The organism is Citrobacter sp. Cf088 (genome assembly GCF_030334295.1).
GTDB classification, from domain to species: Bacteria; Pseudomonadota; Gammaproteobacteria; order Enterobacterales; family Enterobacteriaceae; genus Citrobacter; species Citrobacter freundii.
This window is the reverse complement of sequence record NZ_JAOWEE010000057.1, coordinates 245,958-269,403: the sequence shown is the minus strand read 5'-3', so window position 1 is coordinate 269,403 and position 23,446 is coordinate 245,958. Positions and strand designations below refer to the sequence as shown.

Annotated in this window: 22 protein-coding genes and 1 riboswitch; of the genes, 6 read left to right on the top strand and 16 right to left on the bottom strand. The window is 54.6% G+C overall.

The annotated features are described in order from the left end of the window. Window positions 1-14: 14 nt before the first annotated feature. From moaE to moaA, 5 genes are all read right to left on the bottom strand, one after another. Window positions 15-467, bottom strand: coding sequence for a molybdopterin synthase catalytic subunit MoaE (moaE, locus tag OGV71_RS22335; protein WP_003035193.1), 453 nt, complete (start codon window positions 465-467; stop codon window positions 15-17). Window position 468: 1 nt separating this feature from the next. Continuing rightward, window positions 469-714 carry a molybdopterin synthase sulfur carrier subunit gene (moaD, locus tag OGV71_RS22330; protein ID WP_003837047.1) on the bottom strand — a complete coding sequence of 82 codons (246 nt, stop codon included), beginning with the start codon at window positions 712-714 and terminating at the stop codon, window positions 469-471. Next, window positions 707-1,192, bottom strand: coding sequence for a cyclic pyranopterin monophosphate synthase MoaC (gene moaC, locus OGV71_RS22325; protein WP_003035188.1), 486 nt, complete (start codon window positions 1,190-1,192; stop codon window positions 707-709). The genes moaD and moaC overlap by 8 nt, the downstream gene beginning before the upstream one ends. A 2-nt stretch (window positions 1,193-1,194) precedes the next feature. Further along, entirely contained in the window at window positions 1,195-1,707 is a 513-nt protein-coding gene (moaB, locus tag OGV71_RS22320) for a molybdenum cofactor biosynthesis protein B (RefSeq protein ID WP_003035187.1), read from the bottom strand. Between the two features lie 19 nt (window positions 1,708-1,726). After that, window positions 1,727-2,716 (bottom strand): GTP 3',8-cyclase MoaA, encoded by a 990-nt coding sequence (moaA, locus tag OGV71_RS22315; RefSeq protein ID WP_032934386.1) that lies wholly within the window; start codon window positions 2,714-2,716, stop codon window positions 1,727-1,729. Beyond that, window positions 2,704-2,849, bottom strand: a riboswitch (molybdenum cofactor riboswitch). Its footprint overlaps the gene before it by 13 nt. A 329-nt stretch (window positions 2,850-3,178) precedes the next feature. Between moaA and yvcK the strand changes: the two genes are divergently transcribed. Beyond that, entirely contained in the window at window positions 3,179-4,087 is a 909-nt protein-coding gene (gene yvcK, locus OGV71_RS22310; RefSeq protein WP_204583845.1) for a uridine diphosphate-N-acetylglucosamine-binding protein YvcK, read from the top strand. Between the two features lie 122 nt (window positions 4,088-4,209). Here the strand turns inward: yvcK and uvrB are convergent, their stop codons facing one another. Further along, entirely contained in the window at window positions 4,210-6,231 is a 2,022-nt protein-coding gene (gene uvrB, locus OGV71_RS22305) for an excinuclease ABC subunit UvrB (RefSeq protein WP_103768867.1), read from the bottom strand. 410 nt (window positions 6,232-6,641) lie between these two features. On the opposite strand from uvrB, the gene OGV71_RS22300 reads away from it, so the two are divergent. Beyond that, window positions 6,642-6,989 (top strand): hypothetical protein, encoded by a 348-nt coding sequence (locus OGV71_RS22300; RefSeq protein ID WP_286534024.1) that lies wholly within the window; start codon window positions 6,642-6,644, stop codon window positions 6,987-6,989. An 11-nt stretch (window positions 6,990-7,000) separates the two neighbouring features. Next, a complete protein-coding gene (locus OGV71_RS22295; RefSeq protein ID WP_204583847.1) occupies window positions 7,001-7,723 on the top strand; it encodes an ABC transporter ATP-binding protein in 723 nt (240 codons plus the stop codon). On the opposite strand, the gene bioD is transcribed toward OGV71_RS22295, so the two are convergent. Genes bioD through bioB form a run of 4 tightly spaced genes read right to left on the bottom strand, consistent with a single transcriptional unit; the run spans window position 7,689 to window position 11,313 of the window. Further along, complete coding sequence (gene bioD, locus OGV71_RS22290; RefSeq protein WP_204583849.1) at window positions 7,689-8,387, bottom strand: dethiobiotin synthase; 699 nt, start codon at window positions 8,385-8,387, stop codon at window positions 7,689-7,691. The genes OGV71_RS22295 and bioD overlap by 35 nt on opposite strands. Then, complete coding sequence (bioC, locus tag OGV71_RS22285; protein ID WP_003035177.1) at window positions 8,380-9,135, bottom strand: malonyl-ACP O-methyltransferase BioC; 756 nt, start codon at window positions 9,133-9,135, stop codon at window positions 8,380-8,382. Before bioC ends, bioD begins: the two co-directional genes overlap by 8 nt. Next, entirely contained in the window at window positions 9,119-10,276 is a 1,158-nt protein-coding gene (gene bioF, locus OGV71_RS22280; RefSeq protein ID WP_204583851.1) for an 8-amino-7-oxononanoate synthase, read from the bottom strand. The genes bioC and bioF overlap by 17 nt, the downstream gene beginning before the upstream one ends. Beyond that, the gene (bioB, locus tag OGV71_RS22275) at window positions 10,273-11,313 is read right to left on the bottom strand and encodes a biotin synthase BioB (protein ID WP_003837062.1); all 1,041 of its coding nucleotides are present in this window, start codon (window positions 11,311-11,313) and stop codon (window positions 10,273-10,275) included. The genes bioF and bioB overlap by 4 nt, the downstream gene beginning before the upstream one ends. Window positions 11,314-11,389: 76 nt before the next feature. Between bioB and bioA the strand changes: the two genes are divergently transcribed. Next, window positions 11,390-12,679, top strand: coding sequence for an adenosylmethionine--8-amino-7-oxononanoate transaminase (gene bioA / locus OGV71_RS22270; RefSeq protein WP_204583853.1), 1,290 nt, complete (start codon window positions 11,390-11,392; stop codon window positions 12,677-12,679). Between the two features lie 57 nt (window positions 12,680-12,736). Further along, window positions 12,737-13,213 carry a kinase inhibitor gene (locus tag OGV71_RS22265; RefSeq protein WP_054528206.1) on the top strand — a complete coding sequence of 159 codons (477 nt, stop codon included), beginning with the start codon at window positions 12,737-12,739 and terminating at the stop codon, window positions 13,211-13,213. 95 nt (window positions 13,214-13,308) lie between these two features. Here the strand turns inward: OGV71_RS22265 and hutH are convergent, their stop codons facing one another. The 5 genes from hutH to hutI form a co-directional block, all read right to left on the bottom strand. Next, window positions 13,309-14,829, bottom strand: a complete 1,521-nt coding sequence (gene hutH, locus OGV71_RS22260) for a histidine ammonia-lyase (protein ID WP_003837068.1) — start codon at window positions 14,827-14,829, stop codon at window positions 13,309-13,311. A gap of 1 nt (window position 14,830) precedes the next feature. Then, window positions 14,831-16,516 carry a urocanate hydratase gene (gene hutU, locus OGV71_RS22255; protein WP_003023061.1) on the bottom strand — a complete coding sequence of 562 codons (1,686 nt, stop codon included), beginning with the start codon at window positions 16,514-16,516 and terminating at the stop codon, window positions 14,831-14,833. A gap of 136 nt (window positions 16,517-16,652) precedes the next feature. Beyond that, window positions 16,653-17,372 carry a histidine utilization repressor gene (locus OGV71_RS22250; RefSeq protein WP_003023059.1) on the bottom strand — a complete coding sequence of 240 codons (720 nt, stop codon included), beginning with the start codon at window positions 17,370-17,372 and terminating at the stop codon, window positions 16,653-16,655. Window positions 17,373-17,459: 87 nt separating this feature from the next. Beyond that, window positions 17,460-18,401, bottom strand: a complete 942-nt coding sequence (hutG, locus tag OGV71_RS22245; protein WP_032938575.1) for a formimidoylglutamase — start codon at window positions 18,399-18,401, stop codon at window positions 17,460-17,462. Beyond that, on the bottom strand, window positions 18,398-19,621 hold the full coding sequence (gene hutI / locus OGV71_RS22240) for an imidazolonepropionase (RefSeq protein WP_044712625.1): 1,224 nt from the start codon (window positions 19,619-19,621) through the stop codon (window positions 18,398-18,400). The genes hutG and hutI overlap by 4 nt, the downstream gene beginning before the upstream one ends. A 224-nt stretch (window positions 19,622-19,845) precedes the next feature. On the opposite strand from hutI, the gene OGV71_RS22235 reads away from it, so the two are divergent. Next, a complete protein-coding gene (locus tag OGV71_RS22235; protein WP_003023051.1) occupies window positions 19,846-21,129 on the top strand; it encodes a putative acyl-CoA thioester hydrolase in 1,284 nt (427 codons plus the stop codon). Window positions 21,130-21,182: 53 nt separating this feature from the next. Here OGV71_RS22235 and OGV71_RS22230 read toward each other — a convergent pair whose 3' ends face one another. Beyond that, on the bottom strand, window positions 21,183-23,444 hold the full coding sequence (locus tag OGV71_RS22230) for a hydratase (protein ID WP_286534020.1): 2,262 nt from the start codon (window positions 23,442-23,444) through the stop codon (window positions 21,183-21,185). Window positions 23,445-23,446: the final 2 nt, after the last annotated feature.

The following is a 23,446-nucleotide window of genomic DNA, read 5'->3' as shown; positions in this document are numbered from 1 at the left end:
ACAACAATTGTACTCTACCAGCGTTTTGCTGCTAGCTTATCGCTGTCGCGGGCATCAACCCAGCGCTCACCTTCCGGCGTGGCCTCGCGTTTCCAGAACGGCGCGCGGGTTTTCAGGTAATCCATAATGAATTGCCCGGCATCAAACGCGCTGCTGCGATGCGCACTGGTCACGCCAACAAACACGATTTCGTCACCCGGCCACAGTTCGCCAATGCGATGAATCACCGTCACCCGACCCAGCGGCCAGCGCAAACGCGCTTCGTCGACAATCTCCGCCAGCGCTTTTTCGGTCATTCCCGGATAGTGTTCCAGCGTTAACGCCTTAACGCTGTCACCGAGATTGTGATTGCGCACTTTACCGGTGAAAGTGACTACCGCGCCGTCTTCATCGCGCTCTGCCAGCCAGGGATACTCATCCCCGACGCGAAACGGCGCAGGGCCAACAACAATTCGCGTTTCCGCCATCTTAGCCTCCGGTTACCGGTGGGAAGAAAGCCACTTCGTCACCTGAGTTAAGGGGATGGTCAAAATCGACCAGCGTCTGGTTTACCGCCGCCAGCAGCTTACCGTCTTCCAGCGCCAACGCCCAGCGATCGCTTTTTGCGGCAAGATGCTTGCGCAGCGCTTCTACCGTTGCAAACTCGGCGGCAACCTCTAACGCATCGGTGTTTACCAGTTCGCGTACCTGAGCAAAGAAGAGAACCTTAATCATGCGCATCTACCTTAAAATCTCCGGACTTGCCGCCGCTTTTTGCCAGCAGACGCACCGGACCAATCACCATATCCTTTTGCACCGCTTTGCACATATCGTAGATGGTCAACGCCGCCACGGAGGCCGCCGTTAACGCTTCCATTTCAACGCCGGTTTTACCGGTCAGGCGACACAGCGTTTCAATCCGTACGCGGTTGTGCTCCGGTTCAGCGTGAAGATTGACTTCCACCTTACTCAGCATCAGCGGATGGCACAGCGGGATAAGATCCCAGGTACGTTTGGCGGCCTGAATACCCGCAATACGCGCCGTGGCGAATACATCACCTTTATGGTGGCTGCCATCGATAATCATCGCCAGCGTTTCGCTACGCATAGTCACGAATGCTTCAGCACGCGCCTCGCGTACAGTTTCCGCTTTGGCGGAGACATCCACCATATGCGCTTCGCCAGCGGCGTTAATATGAGTCAGTTGCGACATACTTATTTCTTCAAATGTGGGTGGAAATTACACGGACGCGTACGGGCATCAAGCTGCGGCGCAATGATATTTTCCCAGGCGGTACGACACGCTTTGGTCGAACCCGGCATGGCGAAAATCAGCGTTTTATTGGCCACTCCGGCAATCGCGCGGGATTGCAGCGTCGCGGTGCCAATCTCTTCAAACGACAGCATACGGAAGACTTCGCCAAACCCTTCAACTTCTCTGTCAAACAGCGGTTGCAGCGCTTCCGGTGCCTGGTCCCCTTCGGTTAACCCGGTACCGCCGGTAATGAGCACTACCTGTACATCATCACTGGCAATCCAGGCAGAAACCTGGGCGCGGATGGCGTAACGGTTTTCTTTGACAATCGCCTTATCAACAATCTGATGACCCGCTTCTTGCGCCGAGTCACGCAGATAATGGCCGGAGGTGTCATCTTCTTCGCCACGACGGTTGGAAACAGTAAGAATAGCAATGCGTGTCGGGATAAATTCAGCGCTTACCTGACTCATGAAAAACTCCTTTTAGCGATCAGCCGCCAATGTAAGATAAGTTTTGCGTAATACCGGTATTGTTCTGATGCAGGAAATGGGTCTGCTTTTTCTCCAGCAGCGCGGCTGAAATACGTTCTTCCAGCGCCGGCTGCTGAGCGTCATCTTCCAGCAAATCACGCAGGCTTACGCCGCCTTCACCAAATAAACACAGATGAAGCTTGCCAACAGAGGAAACGCGCAGACGATTACAGGTGGCGCAGAAGTCTTTCTCATAAGGCATGATCAGACCAATTTCACCAACATAATCAGGATGACAGAAAACCTGAGCTGGGCCGTCGCTGCGCTGTCGGATCTGGTGAATCCAGCCGCGACGCAATAGCTCATCGCGAAGTACTTGTCCGGAGATATGGTGTTTACGGAAGAGAGAGCTGCCCTCGCCCGTTTCCATCAGTTCAATAAAACGCAGTTGGATTGGCCGAGGTTGGATCCACGCAAGGAAGGTGTCCAGCTGATGATGGTTTACATCGCGCATCAGCACGGTGTTGACTTTCACTTTTTCAAAACCCGCATCAAAGGCGGCGTCAATGCCTGCCATCACCTGTTGAAACTTGTCCTGCCCGGTAATGGCATGAAACTGACGGGCATCCAGGCTGTCGACGCTGACGTTGAGCGCGGTCAGTCCGGCATCGCGCCAGGCAGCAGCATCGCGCGCCAGACGATAACCATTGGTGGTTACCGCAATCTGACGGATGGCGTCGTTTTCGCGCACGGCGGCGATAATGTCAGTAAAGTCGCGACGCAGTGAAGGTTCGCCCCCTGTCAGACGCACTTTTTCCGTTCCCAGACTGGCGAACGCGCGCGTGACACGGCGAATTTCATCAACGGTCAGAAAGCCGTTATTGGTGACCCCACCGGGCTTATAGCCATCCGGCAGGCAGTAGGTGCAACGAAAGTTACACACATCGGTAATCGACAAACGTAAGTAGTAAAACTTACGTGCGAAAGCATCGGTAAGTTGAGAGCCCATGTACACCTTTCCAAATACGGGAGACGTAGTCATTTCTTCCTGCGCCCTGGTGACAAACTTTTTCAAGTCTTGTCACGGCCAAAGCACCGTATCATTTGACCCAGGTGCAGAGGCTAGAGTGTTTATACTCGTCATACTTCGTGTTGCAGATGCGTTGGCTTCCGGCAACTCAAATTATTAAGAGTACTTAGTGGTTATGCCGATACTAGCGTGTAAATGACGCTTTTGCCATGTACACTTTCGTTGTATAAATACATACATAACGACATGATCGTGCAATTTCGCTACAGAATAAGCAAAAACCACAGTTTTGCATTGATATACATCATCTTGCCATCAGGTGGATCTCGTCAGAAAGGAGTAGATCGCAGAAAATAATTACGGCAGATGCCGACTGGATAATTGCTGAAAACACGCTATTTACGTTACTGTAGCGCCGATCAATTGATATCAGGAAAATATATGCGCACTCGCACGCTGGCAGATCTGGACCGCGTTGTCGCTCTCGGCGGAGGGCATGGATTAGGACGCGTTCTCTCCTCTCTTTCCCCATTAGGTTCCCGCCTGACGGGTATCGTCACCACCACGGATAACGGCGGGTCGACAGGTCGTATTCGTCGCTCTGAAGGCGGGATAGCCTGGGGAGACATGCGTAACTGTCTGAACCAGTTAATTACCCAGCCCAGCGTCGCATCCGCGATGTTTGAGTACCGTTTTGGTGGTAATGGCGAGCTTTCCGGGCATAACCTCGGAAATCTGATGTTAAAGGCGCTCGATCACCTCAGCGTGCGGCCTCTGGAAGCCATCAATTTAATTCGTAACCTGCTGAAGGTCGATGCGCATTTAATTCCGATGTCGGAGCTGCCGGTGGATTTGATGGCTATCGACGATCAGGGGCATGAGGTGTATGGCGAAGTGAATATCGATCAGCTCACCATCCCGCCTCAGGAGCTGATGCTGTCGCCAAAAGTGCCAACCACGCGCGAAGCGGTAGAGGCTATCGCTGAAGCTGATTTGATTTTAATTGGGCCAGGCAGTTTTTACACCAGCCTGATGCCGATCCTGCTGCTCGACGAAATGGCGCAGGCCTTGCGTCGCACACCGGCTCCGATGGTCTATATAGGCAATCTTGGGCGCGAATTAAGCCTGCCAGCAGCCAGCCTGACGCTTAGCGATAAGCTGGCCATTATTGAACAGTACGTCGGGAAGAAAGTGATTGATGCGGTGGTTGTGGGGCCGAAAGTGGATGCTTCCGCCGTTACCGACCGCGTTGTCATTCAGGAAGTGCTGGAAGCCAGCGATATTCCGTATCGCCATGACCGCCAGCTATTGCATAGTGCGCTGGAGAAAGCGGTGCAGGCGCTGGGCTAAACGGATTAGCCTGATGCGCTGCGCTTATCAGGCCTACAAAACGCTCTGCTCCGGCATCCGACCTACGAACGCGATCTTTGCCGTAGGCCGGATAATGGGTTTACCCCGCATCCGGCACACTCTTATGATGCTGCGATAAACAACTCGCGCAGTTGATGCAACTGGTCACGGATCGTCGCTGCCTCTTCAAATTCGAGATTCTGCGCATGCTGCATCATCTGCCCTTCCAGCTCGTGAATCTTCTGCTGCAGCGCTTTTGGCGTCATATCCAGTTCCACAACTTCAGACTTCGCGCCTGCGCGTGACTTCCCTTTGCCTTTCGCCTTGGTCTTCGCAATATTCTGACCCAGCGCCAGAATATCGACCACTTTCTTATTCAGGCCCTGCGGCGTAATACCGTGCTCTTCGTTGTAGAGTTGCTGTTTCTCACGACGACGTTCGGTTTCACCAATCGCTTTAGCCATTGAGGCGGTAATTTTATCGCCGTAGAGAATAGCCTTACCGTTGATGTTACGCGCCGCACGACCGATGGTCTGGATAAGCGAACGTTCAGAACGCAGGAACCCTTCTTTGTCTGCGTCCAGAATCGCCACCAGGGAGACCTCAGGCATGTCCAGACCTTCACGTAACAGGTTGATACCCACCAGCACGTCAAACTCGCCCAGACGCAGGTCACGAATGATTTCCATACGTTCCACGGTATCGATGTCAGAGTGCAGATAACGCACCCGCTCGCCATGTTCTTCGAGGTATTCTGTGAGGTCTTCTGCCATCCGTTTGGTCAGCGTGGTGACCAGCACACGTTCGTTAATCGCCGCACGGGTGCGGATCTCCGACAGCAGATCGTCAACCTGCGTCGCCACCGGACGCACCTCAATGACCGGATCCAGCAGGCCGGTCGGTCGTACCACCTGATCGACCACTTCATCACCGGATTTTTCCAGCTCATAGTTGCCCGGCGTCGCCGAAACGTAGATAGTTTGCGGAGCCAGCGCCTCGAACTCTTCAAATTTGAGCGGGCGGTTATCCAGCGCCGACGGCAGACGGAATCCGTATTCGACCAGGGTTTCTTTACGCGCCCGATCACCGCGATACATGCCGCCAATTTGCGGGATAGTCACGTGGGATTCATCCACCACCAGCAGGCCATCGGCAGGCAGGTAATCAAACAGCGTCGGCGGCGGCTCGCCAGGGCCGCGCCCGGACAGATAGCGGGAGTAGTTTTCAATCCCCGAGCAGTAACCCAGCTCATTCATCATTTCCAAATCGAACTGGGTACGCTGACTTAAGCGTTGTTCTTCCAGCAGTTTGTTATTTGCCAACAGAATTTTACGCCGCTCTGCCAGCTCAACTTTGATTTCTTCCATCGCCTGCACGATACGTTCGCGCGGCGTCACGTAGTGCGTTTTAGGATAGATGGTGTAGCGCGAAATTGTGGATTCGACCTGCCCAGTCAGCGGGTCAAACAGCGATAAACGTTCGACCTCTTCATCAAACAGTTCCACGCGCAGCGCGATGTCGTCTGATTCTGCCGGGAAAATGTCGATCACTTCACCACGCACGCGGAAGGTCCCGCGCTGGAATGCCTGATCGTTGCGGGTATATTGCAGCTCCGCCAGACGACGCAGGATCGCACGCTGGTCGATAATCATCCCCACCGTCAGGTGCAGCATCATTTTCAGGTACAGATCCGGGTCACCCAGACCATAAATCGCGGAAACCGACGCCACGACAACGACATCGCGACGTTCCAGCAGCGCTTTGGTTGCCGACAGGCGCATCTGCTCAATATGTTCGTTGACCGAAGCATCTTTCTCGATGAAGGTGTCAGAACTGGGTACGTAGGCTTCCGGCTGATAATAGTCGTAGTAAGAGACAAAATACTCCACCGCGTTATCCGGGAAGAACTCTTTCATCTCACCGTACAGCTGAGCAGCAAGTGTCTTATTGGGGGCCAGCACCATGGTAGGACGCTGCAAGTCCGCAATCACGTTAGCGATGGTGAATGTTTTCCCCGACCCCGTCACCCCCAGTAGCGTCTGATGCGCCAGACCATCCTCCAGACCTTCTTCCAGGCGACGAATCGCCTCAGGCTGATCGCCAGAGGGTTTAAAAGCGGAATTTAGTTTGAACGGTTTACTCATGAGCAGCTACCTGAAGCAATGGGCGGGCAGGTGTGTAATTTTACTCGCAGCCGTATATTTTGCCAGTAAAATATACTGGATGAAAAAACAGTAACGCGCCAGAATATTTCTGTTACCCCAGCAAAATGGCCGTGACTACAGGCTAAAATTTGTCCGCAGGCAAGATAAAACACCAGCAAAAATGTGTTATCCCCAAACCAATGACTTTTTTAACATTTGTCAAGCTACTCGATGAAAGTTTTGTGGCAACGCATGACACTTCTGCGACAGCCATTGCATTTATCTAACATCCTGTAATTTAATGATTATTATCTCGAGCCGTCTTTCGCATCAATTTAGTCGCAGGCCGCGTCTTCTCTCGCTTACATTGTGTTTTCTAACCCTAATACACAAGGTTATCCACAGGAATAGTGGATAACTGCCTCCAGCCCGTATGGACTGTAGCCTGGCAAAAACGTCCTGATGATCTTTTCTGGTGGGATAAAAAAAAATTATCGCTATTTTTTGATATTTATCAGCTAACGAAGCGACCTCGGATGGCCGAGATCTTGCTCGCATTTTCATCATTTTCCTACCTGCACCATCACGACACCACCAGGCACTGCCAATGTGCACAAAAGAACGTCAGGAATGCGGTCAGTAAGAATTTACCGCCAGCGCTGCACGCCATCCTGCTGTATTTTTCCCCAATTCCGCTTCTGGCAAGAGATTTGCAGTTTTCTCCCGACCACCAGTCCGCGAGGCGGATATCATCATGAGGGAGAAATCTATGTTGAGTCTTCGTGCAGTGAATCACTATTACGGTAATCAACACTCGCTTTGGGATGTCGATCTCGACCTGTTGCCCGGTAAATGTACCGCCGTGCTGGGTCTTCCAGGGATGGGAAAGACTACGCTTGCCAATTGCATCATCGGCAATTTACCGATTGAGAGCGGAACCATGTTCTGGCATCAGGCTGGCGCACCACCTTGCGATCTGCTTCAGATTCCGGCGGCAAAGCGCATTGCACTAGGTATTAACTGTGTATCACAGGAGCGGCGAATTTTTTCGCAACTGACGGTAGAGGAAAATCTGCACATTGCGCGCCAGGTGGTTGAGGAAAGCGAAGCAATGAACAGCAGCGATATTTACCGCCTGTTTCCACAGCTGTTTGTACTGCGTCAGGCCAAAGGGGTGGCATTGTCCGAGGAAAATCAGCACCAGCTTGCACTCGCCAGTGCGTTGGTCACTCGCCCGCGTTTGCTGATCCTCGATGAGCCCACACGAGGAACAGGCCAGGCGTATATCCACAAACTGGGGAATCTGATTGTAAGGCTAAGCCAGGAGCTTGGCATCACCATTATGCTCGCGGAGCAAAGCCTGCCGTTCATTCGTCGGGTCGCCGACTGCTATTGCTTGTTACATCGTGGCCGCAACGTGGCTCAAGGGCAAATAACACAATTCAGCGACCCGCTAATCAACGACTGGTGGATGCCAGAGACAAAACGCTAAGATCGATATAACGACCTGTCGATGCTTGCTCCGGCTCTTCTGCCAGCCAGGGAATTTTCCCCAGCAGCGGAGCCGCAAGCGCACGCTTTAGCGTCGCCATATATTCAGCATGACGCTTGCCGGGTGGCGTCACATCATTGGCAACCCATCCGGCGAGCGTCAGCCCGGCCTGCTGCACCGCCTGGGCGGTCAAAATGGCATGATTGATACAACCGAGCTTAACGCCAACCACCAGAATCACCGGCAGTTGTTCCTCTTTTACCCAGTCAGAAAAACTCAGCGTTGGCGAAAGCGGCGTAAACCATCCGCCTGCACCTTCCACCAATACCCAGTCAGCCTGTTCTTCAAGCAGGCGTAAACCCGCAGACATCACGGAGGCCTGAATGGGGCGCCCTTCGACAGCACTGATGATATGCGGTGAGGTAGGTTCCGCGAAGGTATACGGATTGATGGCTGCATAATCCACGGCTACAACGCTGTTGCGCTGTAGCGCCAGCGCATCACTGTTTCGCAGACCTTCATCCGTCATTTCACTGCCTGACGCCACCGGCTTATAGCCGACGGTTCGCAATCCCAACTGTCCCGCCGCCTGAAGCAACGCACAGCTGGCGATAGTTTTACCTACTTCAGTGTCCGTCCCGGTGACAAAATACGTGTTAGTCACGTTGAATCACTCCCAAAAAAAGATGATAGGTCAGCGGATATTTCCCCTGCTGACAGGGCCAGGCGAGCTGTAGCTGACGCAGTTGCGAGCGGGTCAGCACACGCTGCTCGCGTCCATCATGCAAATGCGTCGCACCAATACCCTTCAACGAGCGCATGGCGCTCAGCGCATCGTCAAACCACAGCGTGACGGCATGAGACTGGTATTCAACGTCCCAGCCGCACAGCGCGTTTTCCAGTTGCTCCACGGGCAAAAAACGGTTGGCATGCTCCCGGTCATCAACTGTTCGCCACGCCTGACGAAGTTCCGGCATCGAACCTTGCGCCAGGGTACTAAACGCCACCGTTCCGCCAGGACGCACCACCCGGTATAGCTCGCTTAACGCACCGCGTAGGTCGCTGCACCACTGCACGGCCAGATTGCTCCAGGCCAAGTCGAAAGTGGCAGCGGCCTGCGGAATGGCTTCGATATCCGCCAGCAGATAGTGATGGGCAACATCGTGACGCTGCGCTTCAGCCAGCATTTGCGCCGACAGATCCAACGCACAGACCTCGCTCCCCTGCTCCCGCCAGTAGCGACTCATACGCCCAGGCCCACAGCCCGCGTCCAAAACCCTTGAGAACGCCCGGCCATCGAGTTGTGCCAGTAACGCATCGGCGCTCTGACGCTGTAGCTCTGCGTGTTGCTCATAGTGGGTGGCAGCGCGGCCAAACGCGGCGGCAATCGCCTGTTTATTGACCTGTGCCATGCAACACCTCCAGTAGACGATCGATATCCTGCACCTCATGCGCCTGGGTCAGCGTCAGCCGTAATCTGGCCGTACCAATGGGCACCGTTGGTGGGCGAATCGCCGTCACCCAGCATCCCTGTTGCCGTAATGTCTGTGCCAGTTGCAGGGCTTTATGATTGTCGCCAACGATCAGCGGTTGAATAGCACTGTCTGAATGCGCCAGCGTCAAATCCGTAGTATTCACCCCAGCGCGAAAACGCTGGATCAGCATCGCTAACTTTTCCCGGCGTTCATCGCCTTCACGGCTGCGGATCACCGCCAGCGCGGCGCGTAAAGCCTGCGCCTGCGCCGGTGGCATACTGGTGCTGTAGATCAGATGGCGGGCAAACTGCAGCAGATAGTCGGCCACGCTATCAGAACACAGGATCGCCGCACCGCTGACGCCAAACCCTTTGCCAAACGTCACTACGAGCAGCTCAGGTTTCACCTGTTGTCGAGAGCACGAACCGCGCCCTTCCTCACCGCTTACGCCAATCCCATGCGCATCATCCACCAGCAGCCACGCGCCCTGCCGTTTCGCCACCGCGTGGATTTCTGCCAGCGGCGCACTATCGCCATCCATGCTGAATACGCCTTCAGTGACCACCAGTTGCTGCCCCGGAAAGGGGGAAGTCAGCAGACGCTCCAGATGTTGCGGATCGTTATGGGTAAAGCGACGTAAAACAGCAGGGCTAAGGCTGGCGGCCTCCAACAGCGAGGCATGGCTAAGCCTGTCGGCGACAATGCGATCGTCTTTTTCCATCAATGCGGCTATCACTGCCTGATTAGCGGCAAAACCGGAGATGAACAACAGCGCCCGGGAATAGCCGAGCCACTGCGCCAGCTCTTCTTCCAGCGCCTGATGCGCAACGGAATAACCGCTGACATGGCCCGAGCCGCCACTGCCGACGCCAAAACGCTCAGCACCCTGCTGCCACGCGCAGATAATTTGCGGATGGTGGCTTAAGCCGAGATAGTCGTTGCTGGAGAAATTCAGATACTGACGACCGCCAGCCTGTAACCAGCGACCAGCACCCTGTGTCACTGCATAGCGCCGACGCCACGCATCAGCACGACGACGCGCCGTTAGCGCATCGTCGATTTTTTGCTGCCAGGTCATACGGTTGCCGCGTTGTAGTAATCGTCGGTATCCGGGGTACGCAGCGCCTGCTCCAGACGTTGTTGCTGTTCGTTATCACCCGCCAGTACCGCCGTTTGCTGCGGGTTAAGACCCAGCTTACGGAACAACAATAAATCTTTATCTTCGTTCGGGTTCGGCGTGGTCAGCAGTTTGCAGCCGTAGAAAATCGAGTTGGCCCCGGCCATAAAGCACATTGCCTGGGTTTGTTCGTTCATCTGCTCGCGCCCGGCAGAAAGACGTACGTATGAGGTCGGCATCATGATGCGCGCGACGGCGATAGTACGAATAAAATCAAAAGCATCTACGTCGTCGTTATCGGCAAGCGGCGTGCCCTTCACTTTCACCAACATGTTGATCGGCACACTTTCCGGCGGCGTCGGCAGATTCGCTAATTGCAGCAGCAGACCCGCGCGGTCGGTCACTGTTTCACCCAGCCCCACAATCCCGCCGGAGCAAACTTTAATGCCCGCCTCACGCACTTTATCCAGCGTATCCAGGCGCTCCTGATACGAACGGGTGGTAATGATATTGCCGTAAAATTCCGGCGAGGTGTCGAGGTTGTGGTTGTAGTAGTCCAGACCCGCATTGGCCAGGCGCTGGGCCTGAGATTCGTCCAGCGTGCCCAGCGTCATACAGGCTTCCAGCCCCAGTTCTTTCACGCCCTGAACCATTTGTTCCAGGTACGGCATATCGCGTTCGTGAGGGTTCTTCCACGCCGCGCCCATGCAAAACCGCGTTGAACCGGCTTGTTTCGCCTTACGTGCAGAGTCCAGAACCTGTTCAACTTCCATCAAACGTTCCGTTTCCAGTCCGGTTTTATAGCGGGAACTTTGCGGGCAGTATTTGCAGTCTTCCGGGCAAGCACCGGTCTTAATCGACAGCAGCGTACTAACTTGTACCTGCCGCGGATCGAAATGCTGACGATGAACCTGCTGCGCTTCAAACAACAGATCCAGCAGCGGTTTTTCAAATAATTCGGTGACTTGCGACATTGTCCAGCGAGAAGAATGAGCCATATTGGTATACGTTTCGTTGTTAGTTTGGTGTAGACTCGTAAACCTAAATCTTTTTAATTTGGTTTACAAGTCGATTATGACAACGGACGATCTTGCGTTTGACCAACGCCATATCTGGCACCCTTACACCTCCATGACCTCCCCGCTACCGGTTTATCCGGTGGCCAGTGCCGAAGGTTGTGAACTGATATTAGCCAGCGGTGAGAAGCTGGTTGACGGCATGTCATCCTGGTGGGCGGCGATCCACGGTTACAATCACCCGCAGCTGAATGCCGCGATGAAAACGCAGATTGATGCCATGTCGCACGTGATGTTTGGCGGCATTACCCATGCCCCGGCTATTGCGCTGTGTCGCCAGTTGGTGGCGATGACGCCCGAGGCGCTGGAGTGCGTTTTTCTCGCTGATTCTGGTTCGGTCGCCGTGGAAGTCGCGATGAAAATGGCGCTGCAATACTGGCAGGCCAAAGGTGAATCCCGTCAGCGTTTCCTGACATTTCGTAACGGTTATCACGGCGATACTTTCGGCGCGATGTCGGTCTGCGATCCTGACAACTCGATGCACAGTCTGTGGAAGGGTTATCTGCCTGATAACCTGTTTGCGCCCGCTCCGCAAAGCCGGATGGGCGGCGAATGGGACGAACTGGATATGGTGCCTTTTGCCCGTCTGATGGCCGCACATCGCCACGAAATTGCGGCAGTGATCCTTGAGCCGATTGTACAGGGCGCTGGCGGCATGCGCATGTATCACCCCGAATGGTTAAAGCGCATCCGTAAGATGTGTGACCGGGAAGGCATTTTGCTGATTGCCGATGAAATCGCCACCGGATTTGGTCGCACGGGCAAGCTGTTTGCCTGTGAGCACGCTGATATCACTCCGGACATTTTGTGCCTTGGCAAAGCGTTAACCGGCGGAACGATGACCCTTTCCGCCACCCTGACCACGCGCCTGGTTGCGGAAACCATCAGCAACGGTGAAGCCGGATGTTTTATGCACGGCCCGACTTTCATGGGTAATCCACTGGCCTGCGCCGTCGCCTCTGCCAGCCTGTCGCTGCTCGAAACCGGCGAATGGCGCTCGCAGGTCGCGGTCATTGAAGCGCAGTTGCGTGAAGAACTCGCCCCGGCGGCAGATTCCCGTTGGGTTGCCGACGTGCGCGTGCTTGGTGCCATCGGCGTGATAGAAACCACGCATCCGGTGAATATGGCCGCGTTACAGAAGTTCTTTGTCGAACAGGGCGTGTGGGTAAGACCGTTTGGTAAGCTCATTTATCTGATGCCGCCGTACATCATCAAGCCCGAACAACTGCGTCGTCTGACCCAGGCCGTCAACGAGGCTGTGCGCAATGCAACATTTTTTAGCGATTAATCAGCGGTAAGCTCTACGGTTTCTGGCTACACTTTTTGGCTAACGAGAGGAGTCAGCATGAAACTAATCAGTAACGATCTGCGCGATGGCGAAAAGCTTCCTCATCGCCACGTCTTTAACGGCATGGGATATGACGGGGATAATATTTCCCCGCACCTGGCATGGGATGATGTGCCCGCCGGGACTAAAAGCTTTGTCGTGACCTGTTACGATCCTGATGCGCCAACCGGCTCCGGCTGGTGGCACTGGGTGGTGGTTAACCTGCCTGCAGATACCCGGGTTTTACCACAAGGTTACGGCTCGGGGCTGGTTGCGTTGCCGGAAGGCGTGCTGCAAACACGCACGGATTTTGGTAAAGCCGGTTATGGTGGCGCTGCGCCGCCGAAGGGGGAAAACCACCGCTATATCTTTACGGTTCACGCACTGGATGTGGAGCGTATTGATGTCAATGAGGACGCCAGCGGCGCGATGGTTGGGTTTAACGTCCATTTCCACTCGCTCGCCAGCGCTTCTGTTACCGCAATATTTAGCTAAGTTCTGTTGTGCCGGATGTCGGCTTAGCCTCATCCGGCCTACAAAGCAGACCGTAAGCCTGATAAGACGCGTCAGCGTCGTCATCAGGCAATTTTCTACAGAAATTCAGGCAGCAATTTCAGCAACGTTCCTTGCGCTAACAGTTCGGTCGCGCACTCGATATCCGGGGCGAAAAAGCGATCCTGCGTGTAATGGGCAACCTGCTCGCGTAAAGCCTGGCGCGCCTGCTCCAGCAGCGGGCTTGAGGTTAACCCTTCACGCAGGTCAATCCCCTGACACGCCGCCAGCCACTCTACGGCAATCACGCCGCGCGTATTTGCTGCCATCTCCCACAGTCTGCGCCCCGCCGCCGGAGCCATAGATACGTGATCTTCCTGGTTGGCGGACGTCGGTAAACTGTCTACGCTATGCGGATGCGCCAGCGCTTTGTTCTCACTCGCCAGCGCGGCAGCCGTGACTTGAGCAATCATAAAGCCGGAGTTCACCCCACCGTTTTTCACCAAAAACGGCGGCAGTTGCGACATGTGTTTATCCATCATTAACGCAATGCGTCGCTCCGATAACGAGCCGATTTCCGCAATCGCCAGCGCCAGATTATCTGCTGCCATCGCCACCGGTTCAGCATGGAAGTTGCCACCAGATATGACATCCCCCTCTTCGGCAAATACCAGCGGGTTGTCGGAAACCGCATTGGCTTCCACCAGCAGAACATCCATCACCTGGCGCATTTGCGTCAGACATGCCCCCATCACCTGTGGCTGACAGCGCAGAGAATACGGATCCTGCACTTTCTCACAGTTATGATGCGACTGCGAAAGCGCGCTGGTGTCGGTCAATACGTGACGATACAGCGTTGCGGCATCAATCTGCCCACGCTGCCCTCGCGCGGCGTGAATACGGGCGTCAAACGGACGACGGGAACCCAGCACGGCTTCGGTGGTCAGCGCCCCGCACACCGTTGCAGACGCAAACAGTTCCTGAGCTTCAATTAGCCCACGCAGCGCAAAGGCCGTCGAAGCCTGGGTGCCGTTGAGCAACGCCAGCCCTTCTTTTGCCTCCAGCGTTATCGGCTCCAGCCCGGCCTTTTTCAGCGCTTCGGTCGCCGGGAGCCATTCACCCTGCCAGCGCGCCTTCCCTTCTCCCAACAGCGTCAAAGACATATGCGCCAGCGGCGCCAGGTCACCCGATGCCCCCACGGAGCCTTTCGCCGGGATCAGTGGATACACCTCGGCATTCACCAGCGCAATCAGCGCTTCAATCACGCTCAGGCGAATACCGGAAAAACCGCGCGCCAGGCTGTTGATTTTCAGCACCATAATCAGACGCACCATCGCGTCGTCCAGCGCCTCGCCGACACCTGCCGCATGGGAAAGCACCAGCGAACGCTGCAAATTCTGCAAATCTTCCGTGGCGATACGGGTCTGGGCCAGCAGGCCAAAGCCGGTATTAATGCCATACGCCGTACGGCCTTCAGCGACAATATTATTGACGCAGGCGACGCTGGCGTTAATAGCATCGATCGCCCCGGCATCCAGACTCAGTTTGACCGGCTGCTGCCAGATTTCACGTAGCTGGATAAAACTCAGATGGCCCGGCGTGAGTGTCATGGTGTTCATATCAGCGTTTCTCCTGCGTCGCGGTAACCATCGGCAAATTTAGCCCTTCTTCGACGGCGCATTCCACCGCAATGTCATATCCGGCGTCGGCGTGACGCATCACCCCGGTCGCCGGATCGTTATGTAAGACCCGGGCGATACGCGCCGCGGCTTCATCGGTGCCATCGCAAACAATCACCATCCCGGCATGCTGAGAGAAGCCCATACCGACCCCGCCACCGTGATGCAGCGACACCCAGGTCGCGCCGCTGGCGGTGTTAAGCAGCGCGTTCAGCAGCGGCCAGTCGGATACGGCGTCTGAGCCGTCACGCATAGCTTCAGTTTCGCGGTTCGGGCTGGCAACAGAACCGGAGTCCAGATGGTCACGGCCAATAACAATCGGCGCGGATACTTCACCGCTGCGCACCATTTCATTAAACGCCAGCCCCAGTTTCTGACGCCACTCCAGGCCGACCCAGCAGATACGCGCCGGTAAACCCTGGAAATTAATCCGCTCACGCGCCATATCCAGCCAGTGATGAAGGTGCTTATCATCTGCCACGATCTCTTTCACTTTGGCATCTGTTTTATAAATATCCTGCGGATCGCCGGAAAGCGCTACCCAACGGAACGGGCCAATGCCGCGACAGAACAACGGTCGAATATAAGCAGGTACGAAGCCGGGGAAATCAAAGGCATTTTCCACGCCCATCTCTTTGGCCATCTGGCGAATGTTGTTGCCGTAATCAAACGTTGGCACGCCCATTTTGCTAAACGCCAGCATCGCCTCAACGTGCGTTGCCATTGAACGTTTCGCCGCCTGCACCGTGCCCTGCGGATCGGACACCGCTTTTGCCTGATACTCTTCCCAGCTCCAGCCAGACGGCAGATAACCATGCAGCGGATCGTGGGCGCTGGTCTGGTCGGTGACCATATCCGGGCGCACACCGCGCTTCACCAGTTCCGGCACAACGTCGGCGGCGTTCGCACACAGCGCAATGGAGACCGCTTTACCCTCGCGAGTGTATTTGTCGATACGCGCCAGCGCATCGTCAAGCGATGTCGCCTGCTCGTCCACGTAACGGGTACGCAGACGGAAATCGATTCGGCTTTGCTGGCATTCAATGTTCAGCGAACACGCCCCCGCAAGCGTAGCGGCTAACGGCTGCGCCCCGCCCATACCGCCCAGTCCGGCGGTCAGTACCCAGCGCCCGCTCAGGTTACCCTGATAATGCTGACGCCCGGCCTCAACGAAGGTTTCATAAGTCCCCTGCACGATGCCCTGGCTGCCGATGTAGATCCAGCTCCCGGCGGTCATCTGGCCGTACATCGCCAGCCCTTTGGCGTCCAGTTCGTTGAAGTGTTCCCAGGTAGCCCAATGTGGCACCAGGTTGGAGTTGGCAATCAGCACGCGCGGTGCGTTGTCGTGAGTTTTGAATACGCCTACCGGTTTTCCGGACTGGACCAGCAGCGTCTCATCGGTCTCCAGTTTGGTCAGCGCGTTGACGATGGCGTCATAGCATTCCCAGTCCCGTGCGGCGCGGCCAATCCCGCCGTAAACCACCAGCTCATGCGGATTTTCCGCCACATCGGGATCCAGATTATTCATTAACATGCGCAGCGGCGCTTCGGTCAGCCAGCTTTTGGCCGTTAAGGTGGTGCCGCGTGGGGCACGAATATCCTGCTGACGATATTTGCTATGGGACATGACAGAAAACTCCTCGCGAACGTCGGATAGATAAGTAACATATACTTGTCTATACAAGTCACCGCAAGGATGTTTTTAACAATTAAGATACATTTTTATTATATTGCGTCAGCAATCACGGTTTTCATCTCCTGTATCAGGACATAAACCGCCCTTGCAGTCGATAGCGGGAACCAGGGAACAGCAAACGGGCATGAGAGACAATGGATGACGCGGACCAGGTCTTGCGGCGGATCAGCAGGCAGGGATCGTGTTCTTTGATGTTCAGCAACGCGCACTCTTCGGCGCTGGCGCGAACGGCCTCAACAATATGCTCACCTTCGGTCAAGGGGGCTATCAGCGACAGGTAAGCGTGCGGCGTAGTCTGGCTGTAATCCTGCGCCAGATACTCGGGCACAATTTCGGCATTCACGCAGCGATCTTCAATCTGTACCGGCAGATCGTTCTCGTAGTGCACCATGACAGAGTGAAAAATAGAGGTGCCTTCTTTGACGTTTAATACCAAAGCCTGCTGCGCGTTTGCCCGGGTTCTTTCCAGCGTCAGCACTTCGCACCGGTGCTGATGCTGACGGGCGTTGATTTCATCCGCGATGCTGCGAATTTCAAATAGCGCGGACTGACCTTTTGGCTCGGCGACAAACGTCCCCACGCCCTGCAAACGCACCAGTAAACCTTCATCCGTTAACTCACGCAGCGCCCGGTTGATGGTCATGCGGCTAAAACCATACTGCGCCACCAGCTCTGCCTCAGACGGAATGCGATCGTGAGGCTGCCAGATACCGCTGGCAATTTTTTCGCTGATCTCCTGTTTGACCTTTTCGTAAAAAGGAGCCGGTGCAGAACGGGATGGGAGCATGCGTGAGCCTTCCTTAAGCTGAAAATGTGAGTGGGTACAGTTTACAGGCATTACCCGAACCTGATAAGCGCAACGCCATCAGGTATGTCAGTGCCACCAGTGGGCGATTTGCCAGCCTAATCGCGCCGCAACCCGCGCCGCCCTGCCATCATCGTCAAAGCGTGGATTAAATTCAACCATATCCACCGCCTGTAGTTTACCGCTACGACACAGAGGCTCAATCAGTCTCAGCAGCGTCGCCAACGGTACGCCAAGCGCGGCGGGGGCCGACACACCGGGCATTTCCCACACCGGCAGCACGTCGAGGTCGATTGTCAGATAGATGACATCCAGATTGGCAATGAACTGCGCTAACTGCGCCTGCGCCGTATCACAATGCAGATCCTCCACTACGGTCACACCGAGCCGCTGGGCCTCATCCCAAAGCGCCTGGGTGTTTGCCGCCCGGCTGACGCCGATACAGGCATAGTGAAATTCACGCTGTTGTTCATCGCAAAGCTGCGCCAACTGGCGAAACGGCGTACCGGATGTAGCCTGCCCGGCATGGCGCAAATCGAGATGCGCATCGAAGTTGACTATCCCCACTTTCGCCTGCGGGAATGCGTCCAGCACACCTGCACCATGGGCATATGCGGTTTCGTGTCCGCCACCCAAAACAAAGGTGCGCATATTTTCCTGCTGGCAACGCTGTACTGCATTGCGTAGCGCCTGCTGCGCGCCCTCAAGATCGGGGGCCTGCGCCACAATATTGCCCAGATCCACCAGTCGATGATGCCCATCGTGGCTGGCTAAATTCGCCAGCGCCTTGCGCAGCACATCGGGCGCTCCGGCAGCTCCCGTGCGCCCCTGATTACGTTTAACACCTTCGTCGCAAGCAAACCCGAGCAACGCTATCTGCTCGCGATACATTTCTGGGCTAAACGTCGGGCTCTGGGTGATAGTCTGAAACAGGCGCAGCGCATTCGGCGATTCGGCCCGGTCATCACGTCCCTGCCATAGCGCAGGTGAAGCAGGTTGCCAGTGAGTCATGCTATTTGTCCTTTGAATACGCGTTGGTAGAGCGGGTTGCGTCCGGGTTCATACAGGATCTCAACAGGAAGTGTTGCATCCCACACCACAAAATCGGCCACAAACCCGGCCTTCAATTGACCGTGGGTGGCGTGACGCCCCAGCGCCCGGGCCGCATGACGGGTTACGCCCGCCCATGCTTCTTCCGGCGTTAAGCCAAACTGAACGCAGGCCATATTCATCGCCCAGTGCAGGCTGATAAACGGGCTGGTACCGGGGTTAAAATCTGTCGCTACCGCCATCGGTACCTGATATTGACGCAGCAACGCTACCGGTGGGCGCTGCTGCTCTTTGAGGAAATAGAATGCGCCGGGCAGCAGCACGCCGACCGTACCGCTTTGGCTCATTGCCGCCACGCCCGCTTCATCGAGGTATTCAATATGATCGGCGGATAGTCCGTGGTAGCGGCTTACCAACTGCGCGCCGCCAAGCAATGACAGTTGTTCGACATGGCCTTTAATCGGAATGCCCAGCGCCTGGGCGGCTTGAAATACCCGTTCGCTCTGCGCGAGGTTAAATCCGACGCTTTCACAGAACAGATCAACGGTCTCAAACAGCCCTTGTTCCCACAGCTGCGGCAAAATGGTCTCGCACACCAGCGTAATATAGCCGTCAGGATCATCCCTGAATTCCGTTGGCGTCGCATGCGCAGCCAACAGCGTCGGGCTGATTTCAACGATATTCTCTGCCGCCAGCGCTGCCACCACGCGCAATATTTTCTCTTCTGTCGGCAAATCCAGGCCGTAGCCGGATTTTATTTCCAACAGCGTAACACCTTCTTTGATCAGCTGTTCCATCCGCTGATGAGCTACGTGTAAGAGTTGTTCATCCGTGGCGCTGCGGGTCGCCGATACGGTGGCATTGATCCCCCCACCCTGAGCGCTTATCTGCTGGTAGGAGACACCATTTAGCCGCTGCTCCCATTCACCTGCGCGGTTTCCGCCAAAGACGAGATGCGTATGGCAATCAATCAGGCCAGGCGTAATCAGCCTGCCCTGCATATCAAAAGTATTGTCATGTGTGAGATATAACGATGATTCCGGGACGATATCGCGAATCTTGCCCTGGCGGACGATCAGCGCGTGACCATCCACCAGCCCATATGGGGTACCACGTTCAGGATCCATAGTCGCCAGACGAACATTGCGCCAGATAACATCATCAGGGAAGAATTGCTGCATTCGACTCACCACTTGTCATAGGTTGTATAGACATTTATTTTTGATTATAGGGATGTTGTCAACCTGAAGAGCCATAATTGTTATCTATTTGTGATATAAAGACTCTCCGCGCCAGACATTGCTGCGATAAAAAACAACTTTTTACCTTTTCGCCTTCCCGTTTCGCTCAACTTAGTATAAAAAAGCAGGCTTTAATGGATAACTTTCAAAGCCCGGAGCAACCTGTGAACATATCATCAGTTTCCCGTCTGGCGCTGGCAATGGCTTTTGGCGTGACGCTGACCGCCTGTAGCTCTACGCCGCCCGATCAAATTCCTTCCGATCAGACCGCGCCAGGTACCTCTTCGCGCCCGATCTTGTCGGCCAATGAAGCGAAAAACTTCGTTGCTGCGCACTATTTTTCCGCGCTGACGCCAAACACCGCGCCATGGAGCCCTTCTTCAATTTCTCTGCCTGCACAACCTGACTTCGTCGTTGGCCCGGCAGGCACTCAGGGCGTAACCCATACCAGCATTCAGGCTGCGGTGGATGCGGCAATCATCAAACGTACAAACAAACGTCAGTACATCGCGATTATGCCGGGCGAGTATCAGGGCACGGTATACATCCCGGCAGCAACGGGTAGCCTGACGCTGTACGGTATGGGCGAAAAACCGCTGGATGTAAAAATTGGCCAGGCCATTGACGGTGACATGAGCACCGCAGACTGGCGTCGTACGGTGAACCCAGGCGGTAAATATATGCCGGGTAAACCTGCGTGGTATATGTTTGATAATTGCCAGAACAAACGTGGCACAAATATTGGTGTGATGTGTTCTGCCGTCGTCTGGTCGCAAAACAACGGTCTGCAATTGCAGAACCTGACCATCGAAAACAACCTGGGTGATAGCGTTGATGCAGGCAACCACCCGGCCGTTGCACTGCGTACCGATGGTGATAAAGTGCAGATCAACAAGGTCAATATTCTGGGTCGTCAGAATACGTTCTTTGTAACCAACAGCGGCGTACAAAACCGCCTGGAAAACGATCGTCAGCCGCGTACGCTGGTTACCAACAGCTACATTGAAGGCGATGTGGATATTGTTTCCGGTCGCGGCGCCGTGGTGTTCGAGAACACCGATTTCCGTGTAGTGAACTCCCGTACCCAGCAGGAAGCCTATGTGTTCGCACCGGCTACTCTGTCAAACATCTACTACGGTTTCCTGGCGATTAATAGCCGCTTCACGGCAAGCGGCGATGGCGTGGCGCAGTTAGGCCGATCGCTGGATGTCGATTCCAACACTAACGGTCAGGTCGTTATCCGTGACAGCGTGATTAACGAAGGCTTTAACATGGCAAAACCATGGGCTGACAGCGTTATCGCAAAACGCCCATTTGCCGGTAATACCGGTGCGGAAGATGACAAAGGTGAAATCCAGCGCAACCTGAACGACACCAACTTCAACCGCATGTGGGAATACAACAACCGCGGTATCGGTAGCAAAGTGGTTGCCGAGCCGAAGCAGTAATCCCAGAGTAAAAAAAGGTCGCCATATTTACGCTGGCGACCTTTTTTATGGCGTTACACCAAACGCGACTTATTAAAGTTAATCAAACTCCCCGCTTTAATAATCTCACGCTCCTCGGCGGTCAGGCTTTCCATATACAAGCTAATTTCACTCACCGCGCCATCATCATGAAGAACGTACGCTTTTATCTCGTGGCTGCACTCATCCAGCGCACGGCGAATACCGGGAATATAGATATAGTCCCCGACCTCAAAAGAGGGTTTCTCAGCCATTTGTAGCGGTAACATTCCCCAGTTAATGACATTGGAACGGTAACGCTTGGTGGCATATTCCTCGGCGATGTTTGCCAGCCCACCGATCACTCGCTGACAGCTTGCCGCCTGCTCGCGCGCAGAACCATCACCAGGCCTGACGGCATAAATCATGCTGCCAATTTCAGTCTCCAGTGGTTGCGTGTTTTCCTGACCGGTAATCTGCTGGATGCGTGCGAAAACGGACGCCAGTTCGCTAACGTCACCCGCCTGACGTTGTTTTTCCCGTTCAGCGACCGCCTTGCTTCTGCCAACATAGCCGGGATCGCGTCGGGAAAGGGTAAATTCCGCCAGCCCCAAAGGATTGGAACGATACGAAGAGGTTTCTCCGGACGGGATAAGCTCATCCGTCGTTGTCACGTCATCAAGTATTTTTGAGGCCACTTTCAGCAGAATATTTTCTGTTAACGCGCCCAGTTCCGGCCAGTCTTTAATATTCGGGCCGTAAATGAGCGGCTGTTGCGTGGCCCCTTTCACAAACCCCTGGTATACGCGGCTCTTATATGGCGCAGGATTAAACGCATAGTCAGGTACAGCCTCCCAGCAGTCCAGATCCGTCGCGGCAGTGAGAAATCCTCCATTTGCTGCCGTAGCCGCAATTGATCGCGCATCCATCAGCGCAACGGCTGACATTTGACCATTGCCCGGTTTCGAGCCTTCACGGTTAGGGAAGTTACGCGTGGTATGGCGGATGCTAAGACCATTGTTGATTGGCGTATCGCCCGCACCAAAGCATGGACCACAGAATGCGGTTCTGATGACGGCCCCGGCTCCCAGTAAATCCGTTACGACACCTTTCTGCGCTAAATCCATAAACACCGGCTGTGACGAGGGGTAGACAGCCAGCGAGAAAGCATCATTACCGCAGGATTGACCACGTAAGGCTTGCGCCGCGGCAATCACGTTTTCATAGTTGCCGCCCGAGCATCCAGCAATGATCCCCTGCTGTACTTTTAAGCGTCCGTTTTCCACTTTATCCAACAACGAAAGGCTGGCTTTACCTTGCGCGATTCGTGCAGATTCAACTTCAATCTCCCGGAGAATATCCGTCAGATTTTCGTTGAGTGTAGCAATCTCATAGACATTACTTGGATGGAATGGCAGCGCAATCATCGGCTTAATCGCACTCAGATCGACATAAATACACCCATCGTACCAGGCCATCGGCTGCGGGCTGAGCGGGCGATAATCCTGTTCGCGACCGTGTAATGCCAGCCAACTGCGAGTTTCATCATCCGTTTGCCAGACAGAGCTCAGGCAGGTGGTTTCGGTGGTCATTACATCAACGCTGTTGCGAAAATCCGTTGAGAGATGGCGAATGCCAGGGCCGACAAACTCCATGACCTTATTTTTGACGTAGCCATTTTTAAATACCGCGCCAATGATAGCCAAAGCGACATCCTGTGGGCCGACACCCGCAACAGGCTTACCGGTCAGATAAACGGCCACAACGCCAGGATAATCAATATCCCAGGTATCATTTAACAGCTGCTTGACCAGCTCACCGCCCCCTTCTCCTACCGCCATCGTGCCTAATGCGCCGTAACGCGTATGGCTGTCTGAGCCGAGGATCATTTTGCCGCCCCCGGCCATCATTTCACGCATGTACTGATGGATGACGGCAATATGTGGCGGCACAAAGATTCCGCCGTAACGCTGTGCCGCAGACAGACCAAACATATGATCGTCACCGTTAATGGTTCCCCCTACCGCGCATAATGAGTTATGGCAGTTCGTCAGAACGTACGGTAAAGGAAAGCGCTCCATTCCTGATGCTTTAGCGGTCTGAATAATACCGACAAAGGTAATATCGTGTGAGGCTAATGAATCAAACTTAATTTTTAGCTTATTCATGTCACCGGACGTATTATGCGCTGAGAGAATTGACCACGCGATAGTTCCTTTTTTCGCTTCTTCTTTACAGATTGCTTCAGACACCCCATCTTCAGCGATAATTTCATTATTACCGGAGAGGTAAATCCCTTTCTCATATAATTTAATCATTA

Excerpts from the sequence above, each read along its gene's own strand:
- moaE (WP_003035193.1), bottom strand. The coding sequence starts at position 467 with ATGGCGGAAACGCGAATTGTTGTTGGCCCTGCGCCGTTTCGCGTCGGG.
- moaD (WP_003837047.1), bottom strand. The coding sequence starts at position 714 with ATGATTAAGGTTCTCTTCTTTGCTCAGGTACGCGAACTGGTAAACACC.
- moaC (WP_003035188.1), bottom strand. The coding sequence starts at position 1,192 with ATGTCGCAACTGACTCATATTAACGCCGCTGGCGAAGCGCATATGGTG.
- moaB (WP_003035187.1), bottom strand. The coding sequence starts at position 1,707 with ATGAGTCAGGTAAGCGCTGAATTTATCCCGACACGCATTGCTATTCTT.
- moaA (WP_032934386.1), bottom strand. The coding sequence starts at position 2,716 with ATGGGCTCTCAACTTACCGATGCTTTCGCACGTAAGTTTTACTACTTA.
- yvcK (WP_204583845.1), top strand. The coding sequence starts at position 3,179 with ATGCGCACTCGCACGCTGGCAGATCTGGACCGCGTTGTCGCTCTCGGC.
- uvrB (WP_103768867.1), bottom strand. The coding sequence starts at position 6,231 with ATGAGTAAACCGTTCAAACTAAATTCCGCTTTTAAACCCTCTGGCGAT.
- OGV71_RS22295 (WP_204583847.1), top strand. The coding sequence starts at position 7,001 with ATGTTGAGTCTTCGTGCAGTGAATCACTATTACGGTAATCAACACTCG.
- bioC (WP_003035177.1), bottom strand. The coding sequence starts at position 9,135 with ATGGCACAGGTCAATAAACAGGCGATTGCCGCCGCGTTTGGCCGCGCT.
- bioF (WP_204583851.1), bottom strand. The coding sequence starts at position 10,276 with ATGACCTGGCAGCAAAAAATCGACGATGCGCTAACGGCGCGTCGTCGT.
- bioB (WP_003837062.1), bottom strand. The coding sequence starts at position 11,313 with ATGGCTCATTCTTCTCGCTGGACAATGTCGCAAGTCACCGAATTATTT.
- bioA (WP_204583853.1), top strand. The coding sequence starts at position 11,390 with ATGACAACGGACGATCTTGCGTTTGACCAACGCCATATCTGGCACCCT.
- OGV71_RS22265 (WP_054528206.1), top strand. The coding sequence starts at position 12,737 with ATGAAACTAATCAGTAACGATCTGCGCGATGGCGAAAAGCTTCCTCAT.
- hutH (WP_003837068.1), bottom strand. The coding sequence starts at position 14,829 with ATGAACACCATGACACTCACGCCGGGCCATCTGAGTTTTATCCAGCTA.
- hutU (WP_003023061.1), bottom strand. The coding sequence starts at position 16,516 with ATGTCCCATAGCAAATATCGTCAGCAGGATATTCGTGCCCCACGCGGC.
- OGV71_RS22250 (WP_003023059.1), bottom strand. The coding sequence starts at position 17,372 with ATGCTCCCATCCCGTTCTGCACCGGCTCCTTTTTACGAAAAGGTCAAA.
- hutG (WP_032938575.1), bottom strand. The coding sequence starts at position 18,401 with ATGACTCACTGGCAACCTGCTTCACCTGCGCTATGGCAGGGACGTGAT.
- hutI (WP_044712625.1), bottom strand. The coding sequence starts at position 19,621 with ATGCAGCAATTCTTCCCTGATGATGTTATCTGGCGCAATGTTCGTCTG.
- OGV71_RS22230 (WP_286534020.1), bottom strand. The coding sequence starts at position 23,444 with ATGATTAAATTATATGAGAAAGGGATTTACCTCTCCGGTAATAATGAA.